This is a genomic window from Psychromonas sp. CD1 (assembly GCF_002239585.1).
Taxonomy (GTDB): domain Bacteria; phylum Pseudomonadota; class Gammaproteobacteria; order Enterobacterales; family Psychromonadaceae; genus Psychromonas.
Genome location: NZ_NDFH01000003.1, coordinates 276,473 through 292,326 on the forward strand (window position 1 = coordinate 276,473; position 15,854 = coordinate 292,326).

The following is a 15,854-nucleotide window of genomic DNA, read 5'->3' on the forward strand; positions in this document are numbered from 1 at the left end:
TATATTAGTCTCATCTAATATGTTGAGATAGCTTTTCTTTATAGAGAAAAGGCGTTAAACTTCATTATTATAAAAAAAAACTTGAGTTGCATCTGTTACGGATTAAGATAAGAGTATAATTGATCTAATTAGTGATAGAACACTTGAATATTAAGTGTGATAGAATAAACTATCGCAATTAGCGCATTAGCGTATTACAAAGGAAAATAAAAATGAGCAATATCGAAGAACGCGTAAAAAACATCATCGTAGAGCAACTGGGTGTACAACTAGATGAAGTTGTTAATTCAGCATCTTTCGTTGACGACTTAGGTGCCGATTCTTTAGATACGGTTGAATTAGTAATGGCTCTTGAAGAAGAGTTCGATACTGAAATCCCAGATGATGAAGCTGAGAAAATTACAACGGTTCAATCAGCTATCGATTACGTTCAAAAAAGCGCTTAAGCGTTACTTGTACGATATTAATTTTTAAAGGCGGTCTTTGACCGTCTTTTCTGTTTATCTAGATAATCATTTTATTAGGTATAAGATAATTATCTAGATAAATCGTATTGTAGGAGATGTAAAGTGACAAAACGTAGAGTGGTGATCACTGGTTTAGGTTTATTAACACCAGTTGGTAATTCAGTTGAAGAATCTTGGGATGCCATTAAAGCGGGAAAAAGTGGTATTGCAAATATTGAGCACTTTGACACAGAAAAGTATGCTTGTAAGTTTGCGGGCCTAGTCAAAAACTTTAATGTTGAAGATTATATGAGTAAAAAAGATGCTCGTAAAATGGATACATTTATTCAGTATGGCGTAGTGGCTGCCGCACAAGCGATTGAAGACTCGGGTCTTATTGTGAATGCGAATAATGCAGATCGCATTGGTGTTGCTATCGGCTCTGGAATTGGTGGTATTTCAACAATTGAAACTAATGTGCGTAATATTGACAAAAGTGGTCCGCGTAAAATTAGCCCATTTTTTATTCCTGCAACAATTATTAATATGATTTCTGGGCATGTTTCCATTAATCATGGTCTAAAGGGACCAAATATTGCGATCACCACCGCTTGTACTACAGGTACGCATAGTATTGGTATGGGAGCCCGTATTATCCAATATGGGGATGCGGATGTGATGGTAGTAGGAGGTGCAGAAAAAGCATCAAGTGAGTTAGGTATGGGTGGATTCGCGGCTGCTCGTGCATTGTCCACGCGTAATGATTCACCTGAAACGGCCAGTCGTCCTTGGGATAAATCGCGTGATGGTTTTGTTTTAGGCGATGGAGCAGGCGTACTTGTGCTAGAAGAATATGAGCATGCAGTGGCACGTGGCGCTAAAATTTATGCGGAATTTGTTGGTTTTGGTATGAGTGCCGATGCTTTTCATATGACATCACCACCAGAAAGTGGTGAAGGTGCTGCACTTTCAATGAAAAATGCATTAAAAGATGCACATATTGAAGCAAGTCAAATTCAGTACATCAATGCCCATGGAACATCTACACCGGCTGGCGATATTGCTGAAACGCAAGCGGTTAAAAGTATATGGGGTGCAGATGCCAAAAATCTTATGGTGAGCTCTACAAAATCCATGACGGGGCATTTATTAGGTGCTGCGGGAGCTATCGAAGCTATTTTTTGTATTCTTGCTCTACGCGATCAACTAGCACCTCCGACGATTAATCTCGTTAATCCAAGTGAAGGTTGTGATCTTGATTATGTCACGGATGGTAAAGCGCGTCCTGCACATATTGAATATACACTTTCAAATTCTTTTGGATTTGGAGGCACTAACGGTTCATTAATTTTCAAACGTATCTAAATTCTTAATCGACGACCCGTATCAAAGTGATTATTTATCTCTAAATGATGCGTTCGGTTATAAAAAAGGGTGCTTTAAAACCCGATTTAATATCGGGTTTTTTTATCGCTAAAGAAAATATTATATGTTAATTAACGGTATTAAGACTGAGCAAATCAGTGCGTTAGATCGTGGCCTTGCATATGCAGATGGATTGTTTACAACGATAAAAGTCCAGAAGGGACAATTGCTTTTATGGGAGTTGCATTTACAACGTTTGCAATTAGGTGCCAAAAAACTGTTTTTCCCTCGTGTAGATTGGCAAGCATTAAAAGCGGATGTTGATTTAGTTGCTCTGTCGATACAACATAAAGAACAATCTGTCATTAAAATCATATTAACTCGAGGCAATACTCAGCGAGGTTATAGTACTGAGTATTGTACTGATGTATTACGTATTGTAAGTAACACCTCTTTCCCTGCCTATTATGAACAGTGGGCAAAGCAAGGTATCCGTTTAATCCAATGTAAAACACCTTTAAGCCGTCACAAATTATTAGCCGGGCTTAAAACATTAAATAGATTAGAGCAAGTATTAATCAAACATGAATTGGATTGTAAAGGTGCATTAGAAGGTCTTGTTTGTGATGAGTTTGAAAATGTTATTGAAGCGTGTAGTGCTAATATATTTTTATATTTAGATAATCATTGGGTGACACCTCGGTTAGATTATTGTGGTGTAGCAGGTGTTCAACGTCGTCAAATAATGCAATCAGCTAAAGATAAAGGGATTTGCATTATAGAAAAAGACGTGAGTATTAACGATATTTATTGCGCCCAAGCGCTCTGTTTAAGCAATGCTTTAATGGGTGTTGTTCCTGTGACGCATTACGTAGATCATTGCTATGATTCTATGCATTTTAAATTAAGTGCACAACTGCAAGCATTTATTGATTATTAGTCCGAATGAGGCATACAGAATGTTTTTAAAGAAAACTTATATAACGATCAGTATTGTTATTATATTAACACTCGGTACTCTTACCTATATAGAAGCACAAATGAAGGATTATTTAAATATTCCTTTGATTGATAAAACGCAACTTTTTGTGGTGGAATCAGGAAGTAATTTTTCACTTTTAGGTAAGCAACTTTTTGCAGATGGGATTGTTGCCCATTTAGGGTGGTGGCATCTACTTGCTAAACGTTATCCAGATTTAACGGCTATTAAGTCGGGTACCTACGAGTTACGCGAGGGTTCAAATTTATTAGATATTCTTACTGTGATTAGTAAAGGAAAAGAATATCAATATAAAATTACATTTGTTGAAGGTAGTACTTATAAAGATTGGCTACTTATTTTAGAAAAACAATCCGCTTTGCTCTCTCTGCAAAAAACGGAAACTGAGATAATAAAAGCCTTGAATATTCCACATGAGAAGTTAGAGGGTCTGCTTTTTCCTGAAACATATCATTATAATGCTAATACGAGTGCTTATAAAATTATAAAAAAGGCATATTTTCACCAGAAAGGGATTTTGGCGAAATTATGGAAAGCACGTGCTAAAGATTTACCTTATAAGAACTCTTATGATGCTTTGATCATTGCATCTATTATTGAAAAAGAGAGTGGTTCTTCGGCAGATAGAAATAAAATAGCTTCAGTTTTTGTTAATCGTTTACGTTTAGGTATGCGTTTACAAACAGATCCTACGGTTATTTATGGCATGGGTGATCGTTATAAAGGACATTTATATCGTAAAAATTTACAGGAAAAAACAATTTATAATACATATATTATTAAAGGTCTCCCCCCCACACCGATAGCAATGCCAAGTGAAGCAGCTTTATATGCAGCCTTACAGCCGGCGGAAACGAAGTATCTTTATTTTGTGAGTAAAGGCGATGGTACTTCTTACTTTTCGGAAAACTTAAAAGAGCATGAACGTGCGGTTCGGAAATATATATTAGGAAAGTAACATGTCGACCAAAAAAAAATTAGCCAATAAATTTATCGTGATAGAAGGATTAGAGGGAGCGGGTAAAACGACAGCGATGCAATATGTTGGTAAATGGTTAGCGTCGCAAGGGATCCCTGCGCATAAAATAACTTATACCCGTGAGCCAGGAGGTACAAAACTGGGCGAGTATATGCGTGACATTATTAAAATGGATATTGAAGATGAAAGTCTCGATGATAAAGCCGAATTATTATTGATGTATGCATCACGAGTGCAATTGGTTGAAACAGTGATCAAACCCGCTTTAGCACAAGGCAACATTGTGATTGGTGATAGACATAATTATTCTTCACTTGCTTATCAAGGAGGGGGGCGGGGCTTAGATATGCATTTTATTCATTCATTGAAACAGTTATCATTAGGCGATTTTAAGGCGGATTTTACTATTTATTTAGATATTGAACCAAGCTTAGGTTTGCAACGCGCACGCGGAAGAGGTGAGTTAGATAGAATCGAAAGGCTTGCGCTTGATTTTTTTGAACGGACACGAGAGGTTTTCTTAAGTTTAGTAAAACAAGATCCTAATGCGGTTAGTATCGATGCTGCGCAAACGCCAGAGCAGGTAGAAAAAGCAATGTTTAAAAAATTAGAATGTTGGGTAGCGAGTTTAACATAAATGCAAAATAAAGAGGTTTTGACCCCGTGGCTTAGTCCTATATTTGAAAAGTTATTAAAAACCTATCAGCAAGGTCGTTTAGCACATGCATTGTTATTTACGGGCAATGAAGGCTTGGGGAAATTTAAATTAGCATCACAATGTGCAGCTTATCTTTTATGCTCAAATAAGCAATATATAGGTGCCTGTGGACACTGTCATGCTTGTCAGTTATTTAGTGTGGGTAATCATTTAGACTTCCACATATTAAAAAGTGAAAATAAGAAAGCAATCGGTATTGATGAAGTCCGTGCTGTGATTAATATGCTAAATGAGCGTCCCCATTTAGGTGATAATAAAGTGGTGCTTATTAAAGACACTTCGTTATTAAGTAAGGCTGCTGCGAATGCATTATTAAAAACATTAGAAGAGCCTCAAGGCAATAGTTATATAATTTTATTAGCGGACACACATCATCAATTAATGCCTACATTATTAAGTCGAGTTTTACACCAACAGATTCATACACCAGATGATCAGCAACTATTACATTGGTTGGATGAGCAAAATGTGCAGGTGAGCGATCTTGGTGTGTTACGTCAATTTCAAAATTGTCCGCTTAGTTTATTAACTTATTTACAAGCTTTACAAGCTTTACAATCTGGACTGCTGAGCGATGAGCGCCGAGATTGTGTAGAAGGGCTTTTTAATATGCTGGGAAATCCATCATCTCTTTTTGATTTCAGTGCTTTTATTAGTAAAGAGCCAAGCATGCGCTTACAGCTTTTATTTTTCATTTTACATGAATTGCAAAAATTAAAATTAAATTCTAAAGGTTGTTACGAAGATGCAATTTATGCTTTTGCTCGACCACAATTTGATATTTGGTGTACACACATAAGCGCAAGTAGTTTGCGTTACTTATGCCGTAAATTATTGAAAACAAGAAGTTTATTGCGGGAGCAAAAGGCATTAAAGAGTGAGTTATTGATCTCCTCATTATTAATTGAAATAAAAAATGAATTTAAAGGAAATAGAGCATGTTAGTCGATTCACACTGCCATTTAGATCGCTTAGATTACACCCATCAACATAAAAATTTAAGTGAGGTACTTGAAAAAGCAAAAGCACAAGGCGTGGTTTATTTTTTGAGTGTATGTGTGACATTACAAGATTATCCGAATATGGAAAAATTAATCCAAGGTCAGCATAATGTTTTTAGCTCCTGTGGAGTACATCCCCTATATCCGGGAGAAATGCTGGATGAAGCACTTTTATTGCGTTATGCAAGTGCGAAAAAGGTGGTTGCTATAGGTGAAACAGGCTTAGATTTTTTTTATTCTCCTGAAACAAAAAAGTGGCAAATCGATGCGTTCCGTAAGCAAATAAGGGTAGCAATTAAGTTAAATAAACCTTTAATTATTCATACTAGAGATGCAAGACAAGAAACCTTATCTATTTTAAAAGAAGAGGGCGCCGAGCAAGTGGGAGGGGTTCTACATTGTTTTACCGAGTCATTACTCATGGCCGAAGAGGCGATTAAGATGGGTTTTTATATTTCGGTTTCAGGTATTGTAACGTTTAAAAATGCAAAGGTATTACAAGATGTTATACGTGCTGTTCCACTCAATAGATTATTAGTGGAAACTGACTCTCCTTATTTGGCACCTGTGCCACATAGAGGTAAACAGAATGAGCCGGCTTACACGCGTGATGTCGCGCAGTTTGTTGCTAACTTGAAACACATATCACTTGAGGAATTAGCAAGGGTCACGACGGAAAACTTTTTTTGTTTGTTTAAAGGCGCGCAGAAATAATTGAGAGTAGATACTGTTTTAGTCGGCTCATCAAAGTGATGTGACGACTAAAACAGCTGTAGAGTAGATACTGTTTTAGTCGCCTCATCAAAGTGATGTGACGACTAAAACAGCTGTGTTATTTTGGACTAAGCAATCGCTTTGAGTGTTTCGGTTAATAATTTCCAATATTTATCAACACTGCCAATATGGACTTTTTCATCAGGGCTATGTGGATATTTTATGGTTGGTCCAAAAGATATCATATCTAGATGAGGATATTTTTTACTAAATAGGCCACATTCCAGTCCAGCATGAATAACCATCGTTTTGGGTTTTGTTTCAAAAAGTTCAATATACTTTTCTTCCATGATTTTGTATATTTTTGAATCTATATTGGGTTTCCATCCTGGGTAATTACCATCTTTACGTACAGTCCCCAAATGAGCTTGAAAATGTTGGCTTATCCGCTCTGCTATTTGTTGTTTTTCTTCTTCAATTTGGGAGCGAACTAATACTTGTATCTCAAAACGAAGACTTTTTCTATTTTGTACTAACACGCCGAGGTTACTCGAAGATTGCACAACGTTAGAAAAATTATTGTCCATAGAAACAATACCATTTTCACATTTAAGTAAGCAGTCTAATAAGTTTTTCTGGCTTGTGTTGGTTAAGATTGCGCAGGGTAACGATCTGCTCGTGATTTGCAGTAATAGACTATCTTCAATATTTTTATATTTCTTAAGTAATTGTTGATTCAATGTGCCGATGAGTGTTTCTATACTATTTTGGTGAATTTTATCACAAACTATAATCGCACTAGCTTCTCGAGGAATAGCATTACGTAAACTGCCACCTTGTAGTGATGCTAAATGAAAGGGGATACTTTCTAAATTATTGAGTACTGAAATAAGCTCTTTTATTGCATTGGCTCTGCCTAAATTAATATCACAACCAGAGTGACCACCTTTTAAGCCGGTTAATAATATTTCATAAGCATTATGTGAAGGCTCTGCTTCCATTTTTTCATAGTTAATATTAACATTTACATTAATACCGCCAGCACAGCCGACATATAATTCACCTTCTTGTTCAGAATCAGTATTAATTAAAATAGTGCCTTGTAGCGCATCCTTTTTCAAACCGAAAGCACCTGTCATACCGGTTTCTTCATCGGTTGTTAATAATATTTCTAAAGGGCCATGCTCCAATGTGTTATCCGCTAAAATCGCTAAACATGATGCCATGCCAATGCCGTTATCAGCACCTAATGTTGTGTTATTCGCATGTAGCCATTCACCTTTAATAATTGGTTGGATAGGATCAATTAAAAAATCATGTTGGGTTAGATTGTTTTTTTGAGGAACCATATCTAAATGTGCTTGTAAGATAACTGGTGTTTTATGTTCAGATCCTATACTTGCTGATTTCTTTAAAATCAAATTACCGACTTCATCTTCGACACAATTAATATCTCTTTTTTTTGCCCAATTGATTATCCACTGTTTTAATTTCTCTTCATGTTTGGATGGATGCGGAATGGCACAGATACTGGAAAAATAAGACCAAATTTCAGATGCGTTTCTAGATTGTAATGTTTGCATAAAAGAACCCTTTGATAAAACTGCAATGGTATCGTTTCGGTTACGTCGACACCATTCAGAAATTAATATTCAGATACATACTCTGAAAGAGGTTGGTTATTGAGGGTTAACCTCTTTCAGTAGATATTAGTTTATCTTCTTAAGTAGTATATGAATGTTGATTTTAATACCCTTTAAATAGATTGATTGTGGACAAATTTGTTAAAATAGTCCATTGGTATTTTTATTAAATGGCTATATTACACCATGTAATAGATTGTGTGTGCTGTGTTTTTATTATTCAATCGCTTCAAGCGTACTTACAAGTAATTGCCAATATTTATCGACACTGGCAATATTTACTTTTTCATCGGGACTGTGTGGAAATTTGATGGTTGGCCCGAAAGATATCATATCTAATTTTGGATATTTTTCACTAAATAACCCGCATTCTAGACCTGCATGAATGATTTTTATCTTGGGCTCTACATTAAAAAGTTTAATGTATTGTGCTTTCATTAAGCGATAGATATCAGAATCTACATTAGGGGTCCAACCAGGATAATATTCATCTTTACAGGCATTCGCATCGAGTTTTTGGAAATGCATTAAAATGATGTCGGCGAGTTTTTGTTTTTCGCTTTCAACTTGAGATCTAATGGATACTTCAATTTCAAAATATTGTTGCTGATTATGTTGTTTTAAGACTCCGAAATTACTTGAAGTCTGAACAACGTCCGTGAAATTTTTATCCATACTAAAGATGCCATCGCGACAAAAGACAATCGCATCTAAGATATTTTTTTTACTTGTAGCTTCTAGTGCTAGTTGAGGTAATGCAACACTTGTCATTGTAATATTGATATTGCTTTCGCTATGTTTGAATTGTTTTATCAATTCTAGTTGAGTATTTTGAATATATTGTTCTAAATAGGCTTTATCATCTGGATGACAAATAATAATAGCATGAGCGTCGCGGGCAATTGCATTGCACAGACTACCACCTTCTAATGTTGAAAGTTGCCAAGATATATTATTTAAATCATTGAGTATATTTGCTAACACTTTGATTGCATTGGCACGTTTAAGGTGAATGTCACAACCAGAGTGTCCTCCCTTGAGTCCTTCAATTTGGATATTAAAAGCCAGTGCTTTTGTGTCAGTATGATGCGTGGTGTAAGCTAAGCTGACATTCACATTAACCCCACCTGCACAGCCAACATATAATTCACCTTCTTGTTCAGAGTCCGTATTGAGTAGAATTGTCCCTTGTAATATTCCTTCTTTTAAACCAAAAGCGCCTGCCATACTGGTTTCTTCATCTACAGTGAGTAATATTTCTAAGGGGCCATGTTGTAATGAATTATGGGCTAATACTGCTAAACAAGAAGCTAATCCAATACCGTTATCAGCACCTAATGTTGTGTTATCTGCATGTAACCAGTCACCTTTTATGAATGGCTGAATGGCATCGACTAAAAAATCATGATCTATATGTGTGTTTTTTTGAGGTACCATATCTAAATGTGCTTGTAATATTACGGGGGTTCTATTTTCATATCCCATACTTGCAGGTTTTTTTAAAATTAAATTACCCACTTCATCTTCGCTACAGTCAATATTTAATTTTTTAGCCCAGTCTATGATCCATACTTTTAATTTTTTTTCATGTCGAGAAGGATGAGGAATAGAGCAAATGATTGAAAAATAAGACCAAATGTCGGCAGCTAATGTTGTTTGTAAACGTTGCATTATAAAAACCTTATATAAAGAAAGGATGAAGTTTCATCATATCAAAGAGATGGTTAGGGTGTTAATTTAGGATCTCAGAAACGATTTATATCGTATTTATTCTTTAATAAAAGAGAGTATGCGTATTTTAGCTATCCTTAATTGGGAGAATATTATAAAAAAATAATTTTTCTCCATTAAATATATTAACAAAAAGCAAAATAATGTTAGGTAATTGTGAAGAAGATCTATAAACTGTCGCGAATTTGCCAAAATTTATGATGTTTGGCGGGGGGGGATTCTTCCGCTAAGCACTGTAAACTTTATTTTTGTTGTTTGCTTTTTAAACAGTTTCAATGTTAGTTGAAATGTTTAAATCTATTTATGGAGGTTATCTTGAGTCATTCGGCTGTTTTGATATTAGAAGATGGGACTATTTTTAAAGGCGTGGCTATTGGCGCTACTGGATATTCAGTTGGAGAAGTTGTTTTTAATACTTCGATGACAGGTTATCAGGAAATTCTTACTGATCCTTCTTATTCTCGCCAAATTGTAACATTAACTTACCCTCATGTTGGTAATACAGGTAAACTTTATTTTTGTTGTTTGCTTTTTAAACAGTTTCAATGTTAGTTGAAATGTTTAAATCTATTTACGGAGGTTATCTTGAGTCATTCGGCTGTTTTGATATTAGAAGATGGGACTATTTTTAAAGGCGTGGCTATTGGCGCTACTGGATATTCGGTTGGAGAAGTTGTTTTTAATACTTCGATGACAGGTTATCAGGAAATTCTTACTGATCCTTCTTATTCTCGCCAAATTGTAACATTAACTTACCCTCATGTTGGTAATACAGGTATCAACGATGAAGATCAAGAATCTGAGGCTATTCATGCTTGTGGATTAGTCATTCGAAATTTACCTTTAGTCGTCAGTAATTTTCGGAGCAAAATGTGTTTAAGTACTTATCTTAAAAAGCATAATATTATTGGTATTGCGGAAATAGACACCCGAAAACTTACTCGTATATTAGCCTCTAAAGGGGCTTTGTCCGGATGTATTGTTGCTGGAAGTAACATCGATATCGAGGATGCATTAATAAAAGCACAGCAGTTCCCAGGTCTTAAAGGGATGGATCTTGCGCAACACGTTAGTACTAAACAAAATTATCAATGGCGCCAAGGAAGCTGGACATTAACACAAGGTTTACCTAACGATACCAAAGAAAGTTCTTATCATGTTGTTGCTTTTGATTACGGTATTAAACGTAATATTTTACGCATGTTAGTGGATAGAGATTGTAGAGTTACAGTGGTACCCGCGAAAACATCTGCCAGTGCGGTTTTAGCGTTAAAGCCTGATGGTGTGTTTTTATCAAATGGACCTGGAGATCCTGCGCCTTGTGATTATGCTATCCGTGCTATATCTGAAATATTAGAAACAAATATCCCTGTTTTTGGAATTTGTTTGGGGCATCAATTACTCGCATTAGCGAGTGGTGCAAAAACGGTTAAAATGAAATTTGGACATCATGGGGCGAATCATCCTGTACAAGACTTAAACACCAAAAAAGTGATGATCACCAGTCAAAATCATGGTTTTGCGGTAGATGGAAAAAGCTTGCCAGAAAATATGCGTGCCACACATGTTTCTTTATTTGATGGCTCCTTACAGGGAATAATGCGTACCGATAAACCCGCTTTTGGTTTTCAAGGTCATCCCGAAGCCAGCCCAGGTCCTAATGATGCTGCGCCGTTATTTGATCATTTTATTAGCCTAATCAAACAATATAAAAACAACAATAAAAAATTCCAATAAAAGGGTACAAATAGCTATGCCAAAACGTAATGATTTAAAAAGTGTTTTAATTATCGGCGCAGGCCCCATTATCATAGGTCAAGCTTGCGAATTTGATTATTCTGGTGCTCAAGCGTGTAAAGCGTTAAAAGAAGAGGGTTATCGGGTTATTTTAGTTAATTCTAATCCAGCAACGATCATGACGGATCCCGAACTTGCAGATGCAACCTATATTGAGCCTATTCATTGGAAAGTGATCGAGAAAATTATTGCCAAAGAGCGACCTTGCGCTATTTTACCGACGATGGGCGGGCAAACGGCTTTAAACTGTGCCTTAGAGCTTGAACAAAAAGGTGTATTGAAAAAATATAATGTAGAAATGATCGGTGCAACGGCAGATGCTATTGATAAAGCAGAAGATCGGAGCCGTTTTGATGCTGCGATGAAAAAAATTGGTCTAGAGTGTCCACGTGCAGGTATCGCGCATAATATGGACGAAGCTTATGGTGTTTTAGATATGGTCGGATTTCCTTGTATTATTCGACCTTCTTTTACCATGGGCGGTACGGGAGGGGGCATTGCTTATAATAAAGAAGAGTTTGAAGATATTTGTAGTAATGGACTATCTCTTTCTCCTACACATGAATTACTTATCGATGAGTCATTAATTGGTTGGAAAGAATATGAGATGGAAGTGGTACGCGATAAAAATGATAATTGTATCATTGTGTGCTGTATCGAAAATATCGATCCTATGGGTATTCATACTGGCGATTCAATAACGGTTGCTCCCGCACAAACATTAACTGATAAAGAATATCAAATAATGCGTAATGCCTCTTTGGCTGTTTTACGCGAAATTGGTGTTGAAACGGGTGGCTCAAACGTACAGTTTGGTATTAATCCTGAAGATGGACGTATGGTTTTAATTGAGATGAACCCTCGTGTATCAAGGTCATCAGCCTTAGCGTCGAAAGCGACTGGATTTCCAATCGCTAAAATAGCCGCTAAATTAGCAATTGGTTATACCCTTGATGAATTACAAAATGATATTACGGGAGGCAAAACGCCAGCCTCATTTGAGCCTACGATTGATTATGTAGTGACAAAAATACCGCGTTTTAATTTTGAAAAATTTGCTAATGCGAATGATCGTTTAAGTACGCAAATGAAATCAGTGGGTGAGGTAATGTCTATTGGACGTAACCTACAAGAATCACTACAAAAAGCATTACGTGGTTTAGAAGTTGGTGCGGATGGTTTCACGCCTATTGTTGATTTAAATGATCCTTGTGCACAAGAAAAAGTGATTTATGAATTACGTGAAGCGGGCGCGGAGCGTATTTGGTATATTGGCGATGCATTCCGTTTGGGCATGAGCGTTGAGGATATTTATCGTTTAACAATGATCGATAAATGGTTCTTAATGCAGATTGAAGATCTTATTTTAGAAGAACAAAAAGTATTGGAAAAAGGCATAAAAGCACTGGATAAAACCTACCTGAGAGCATTAAAACGTAAGGGGTTTTCTGACAGTCGTTTAGCTACTATTTTAAGCGTTAATGAAGCTGATATTCGTCAATTAAGAGAATCTTTTAATTTACACCCTGTTTATAAGCGTGTGGATACTTGTGCTGCTGAATTTTCATCTGACACTGCTTATATGTATTCAACCTATGATGAAGAATGTGAAGCGAAGCCGACAAATAACAAGAAAATCATGATTTTAGGTGGTGGACCGAATCGTATTGGGCAAGGTATTGAATTTGATTACTGTTGTGTGCATGCTGCGATGGCATTACGTGAAGATGGTTTTGAAACCATCATGGTCAATTGTAATCCTGAAACAGTGTCTACTGATTATGATATATCGGATCGTTTATATTTTGAGTCAATTACCTTAGAAGATGTCCTCGAAATTGTACGGATTGAAAAACCACTCGGCGTAATTGTTCAATATGGAGGACAAACACCTCTTAAGCTTGCGCGTGAACTCGAAGCGCAAGGTGTTCCTATCATTGGGACATCACCAGATGCTATTGATTGTGCTGAAGATCGAGAACGGTTTAAAAAAATAGTACAACGTTTAGGCATAAAGCAGCCTGATAATGATACGGTTCTTTCGATTAAAGAAGCAATTTCTGTTGCACAGCGTATAGGTTATCCGTTGGTAGTACGTCCATCTTATGTTTTAGGCGGACGTGCGATGGAGATTGTTTATGATGATGTTGATTTAACTCGTTATTTCTCAGAGGTTGTCAGTCCATCTAATCAATCACCTATTTTATTAGACCGTTTTTTAGATGACGCGATTGAAGTGGATATTGATGCGATTTGTGATGGCACAGATGTTGTCATTGGTGGGATAATGGAGCATATTGAACAAGCAGGTGTTCATTCGGGTGATTCTGCATGTTCCTTACCGGCATATACTCTAAGTCAAGAGATTCAAGATAAAATGCGTGCTAACATTAAGGCTTTAGCGTTAGAGTTGGGTGTTATTGGTTTAATGAATACGCAACTTGCTGTCAAAGATAATGAAATCTATATGATTGAAGTTAATCCTCGTGCAGCTCGGACCGTGCCTTTTGTTTCTAAAGCAACGGGGGTTCCGATAGCTAAAATAGCGGCGCGTGTCATGACGGGTAAAAGTTTGCGGGAGTTAGGTGTTTTTAAAGAAGTTATCCCTGCGTATTATTCAGTAAAAGAAGTGGTTTTACCTTTTAATAAATTTCCAGGATCCGATCCGATATTAGGTCCTGAAATGCATTCAACGGGTGAAGTTATGGGGGTGGGTGACACATTTAGTGAAGCTTATTCTAAAGCTGAGTTAGCTTCTAAAAAAGCATTGCCACGTATAGGTAGAGCACTATTATCCGTACGTAATAGTGATAAAAATAGAGTGGCAAAACTTGCAAAGAAACTCATAGAATTAGGCTATTGTCTTGATGCAACGCATGGCACTATGATTGTATTACAAGAGGCTGGTATTAATGCTCGTTTAGTGAATAAAGTGCATGAAGGGCGTCCGCATATCCTAGATCACATTAAAAATGGCGAATATACCTATTTGGTCAATACGACAGAAGGGCGTCTTGCGATTGAGGATTCACGTCAATTACGTCGTGCAGCTTTACGTTATCAGGTAGATTATACGACCACTTTAAAAGGTGCAATGGCGACTTGTTTAGCGCATGATTATGATCCGACAGCTGAAAGTTCAACGGTTATTTCTGTGCAAGAACTACATAAACGATTACTCAATTAATTTGTTTTTTTATTAATTAAGTGTTAAAACCTGCGTGTGTTGCAGGTTTTTTTATGTCTAAATTATCCGTTGTCTGGAATTTTTCCATTCATGCAAAAAAACTGCGATAGCACAATAGTCACTCATGGTTATGCGTCTTATTTTGTTGACCATTTTTGGTCCATTATTTGAATTTAATATCCCTCTTATATTAATCGCGTTATTGTGTAGTTTAATTTTTATGCCTATTGCAAGTATATTAGTGCATGGCATTGATACATTATTAACTTATTTTTTTATGTTTTTAAAAAGTATGCCCGCTTGCTATATATATTTTTCGCATCAACAAGCACTTATTATTTTACAAGTTTTCACGTTTTTTCTTATCGCATGGCTCATAACATGGCATGGACGGAAGTACATGACATATCGTTTTATTGTATGCAGTTTCTTGATAATGATTACTTCTTATTATGTGCAGGAAAAAGAAGATGAACAGACTTGGTATGTTGATGTCATAGATGTAGGGCAAGGATTATCAGTGTTAGTAAGAACCCAAGATCAAAGTCTTTTATATGATACAGGTGCGCGCTATGCATCAGGGTTTAGCATGGCGCAAAGTGAAATATTACCTTATTTACGTTATATTGGAATTGCTTCGTTGGAGTATTTAGTGATAAGCCATAGTGATAATGATCATGCTGGTGGGGCGAGTTTGATAGAAAAGGCGATGCATCCCAGACGTATAAAATTAGGGGAGCCATTACGTAAGCAAGTACTTGCCAATAGTTCATTTTGTGATGTTGGGGAACGGTGGGCTCTGGGGAAACTAAGCGTCACCGTCTTATCGCCTTTTAAACGTCTTAAAAATAGTAATAACAATTCCTGTGTTTTACGGATATCCGATGGACAGCACGCAGTTTTACTCAGTGGAGATATTAATAAAAAACAAGAAGCACTGATTGTTTCACAATTTTCTTCGCAATTAGCAAGCCAGATATTAATTGCACCACATCATGGAAGTAAATATTCATCAAGTAAATTATGGATATCTGTGGTTAAACCTAAATGGGTAGTTTTTAGTGTCAGCGCAATGAATCGTTGGGGATTTCCTGTACAAGAGGTCGTTGAACGTTATAAAAAACAGTCAGTTATTAGGGTTAGTAGTGGTACAAGTGGATTTATTCGCTTTAAAATTGATAGTCATGGTATTAAATTGCAAACAATTAGAGAAGATCTTGCCGCTTATTGGTATCATCGTTCTTTTTTTCTATAATAAATTTTTTGGTGTCTG

At 36.4% G+C, this 15,854-nt stretch carries 12 protein-coding genes and 1 pseudogene; 11 read left to right on the forward strand and 2 right to left on the reverse strand.

Translation table 11 applies throughout. The features are described 5' to 3' along the window. The first annotated feature begins 212 nt into the window (after positions 1 to 212). The 7 genes from acpP to B8W84_RS02705 all read left to right on the forward strand — a co-directional run bounded on the left by acpP (position 213) and on the right by B8W84_RS02705 (position 6,223). Positions 213 to 446 carry an acyl carrier protein gene (acpP, locus tag B8W84_RS02675; RefSeq protein WP_094751789.1) on the forward strand — a complete coding sequence of 78 codons (234 nt, stop codon included), beginning with the start codon at positions 213 to 215 and terminating at the stop codon, positions 444 to 446. A 123-nt stretch (positions 447 to 569) separates the two neighbouring features. Next, positions 570 to 1,811, forward strand: a complete 1,242-nt coding sequence (fabF, locus tag B8W84_RS02680) for a beta-ketoacyl-ACP synthase II (protein ID WP_094751790.1) — start codon at positions 570 to 572, stop codon at positions 1,809 to 1,811. 124 nt (positions 1,812 to 1,935) lie between these two features. After that, the gene (gene pabC, locus B8W84_RS02685; RefSeq protein WP_094751791.1) at positions 1,936 to 2,751 is read left to right on the forward strand and encodes an aminodeoxychorismate lyase; all 816 of its coding nucleotides are present in this window, start codon (positions 1,936 to 1,938) and stop codon (positions 2,749 to 2,751) included. Between the two features lie 19 nt (positions 2,752 to 2,770). Then, on the forward strand, positions 2,771 to 3,769 hold the full coding sequence (mltG, locus tag B8W84_RS02690; protein ID WP_094751792.1) for an endolytic transglycosylase MltG: 999 nt from the start codon (positions 2,771 to 2,773) through the stop codon (positions 3,767 to 3,769). A gap of 1 nt (position 3,770) precedes the next feature. Further along, a complete protein-coding gene (tmk, locus tag B8W84_RS02695) occupies positions 3,771 to 4,427 on the forward strand; it encodes a dTMP kinase (RefSeq protein ID WP_094751793.1) in 657 nt (218 codons plus the stop codon). Continuing rightward, positions 4,428 to 5,453, forward strand: a complete 1,026-nt coding sequence (holB, locus tag B8W84_RS02700) for a DNA polymerase III subunit delta' (protein ID WP_094751794.1) — start codon at positions 4,428 to 4,430, stop codon at positions 5,451 to 5,453. Further along, positions 5,447 to 6,223 carry a TatD family hydrolase gene (locus tag B8W84_RS02705; protein ID WP_094751795.1) on the forward strand — a complete coding sequence of 259 codons (777 nt, stop codon included), beginning with the start codon at positions 5,447 to 5,449 and terminating at the stop codon, positions 6,221 to 6,223. Before holB ends, B8W84_RS02705 begins: the two co-directional genes overlap by 7 nt. 128 nt (positions 6,224 to 6,351) lie before the next feature. On the opposite strand, the gene B8W84_RS02710 is transcribed toward B8W84_RS02705, so the two are convergent. Both B8W84_RS02710 and B8W84_RS02715 read right to left on the reverse strand, forming a co-directional pair. Next, complete coding sequence (locus B8W84_RS02710) at positions 6,352 to 7,806, reverse strand: aminoacyl-histidine dipeptidase (protein ID WP_094751796.1); 1,455 nt, start codon at positions 7,804 to 7,806, stop codon at positions 6,352 to 6,354. A 276-nt stretch (positions 7,807 to 8,082) separates the two neighbouring features. Further along, positions 8,083 to 9,537, reverse strand: coding sequence for an aminoacyl-histidine dipeptidase (locus tag B8W84_RS02715; protein WP_094751797.1), 1,455 nt, complete (start codon positions 9,535 to 9,537; stop codon positions 8,083 to 8,085). Positions 9,538 to 9,900: 363 nt separating this feature from the next. On the opposite strand from B8W84_RS02715, the pseudogene B8W84_RS02720 reads away from it, so the two are divergent. The 4 genes and pseudogenes from B8W84_RS02720 to B8W84_RS02735 form a co-directional block, all read left to right on the forward strand. Then, a pseudogene (locus B8W84_RS02720) lies at positions 9,901 to 10,104 on the forward strand (carbamoyl-phosphate synthase domain-containing protein); the annotation flags it as partial. A gap of 78 nt (positions 10,105 to 10,182) precedes the next feature. Then, complete coding sequence (gene carA / locus B8W84_RS02725) at positions 10,183 to 11,334, forward strand: glutamine-hydrolyzing carbamoyl-phosphate synthase small subunit (protein WP_094751798.1); 1,152 nt, start codon at positions 10,183 to 10,185, stop codon at positions 11,332 to 11,334. Positions 11,335 to 11,350: 16 nt separating this feature from the next. Further along, positions 11,351 to 14,581: a carbamoyl-phosphate synthase large subunit gene (carB, locus tag B8W84_RS02730; RefSeq protein ID WP_094751799.1), complete on the forward strand. Its 3,231-nt coding sequence runs from the start codon at positions 11,351 to 11,353 to the stop codon at positions 14,579 to 14,581. 124 nt (positions 14,582 to 14,705) lie between these two features. Beyond that, positions 14,706 to 15,836, forward strand: coding sequence for a DNA internalization-related competence protein ComEC/Rec2 (locus B8W84_RS02735; protein WP_094751800.1), 1,131 nt, complete (start codon positions 14,706 to 14,708; stop codon positions 15,834 to 15,836). Positions 15,837 to 15,854 lie beyond the last annotated feature (18 nt).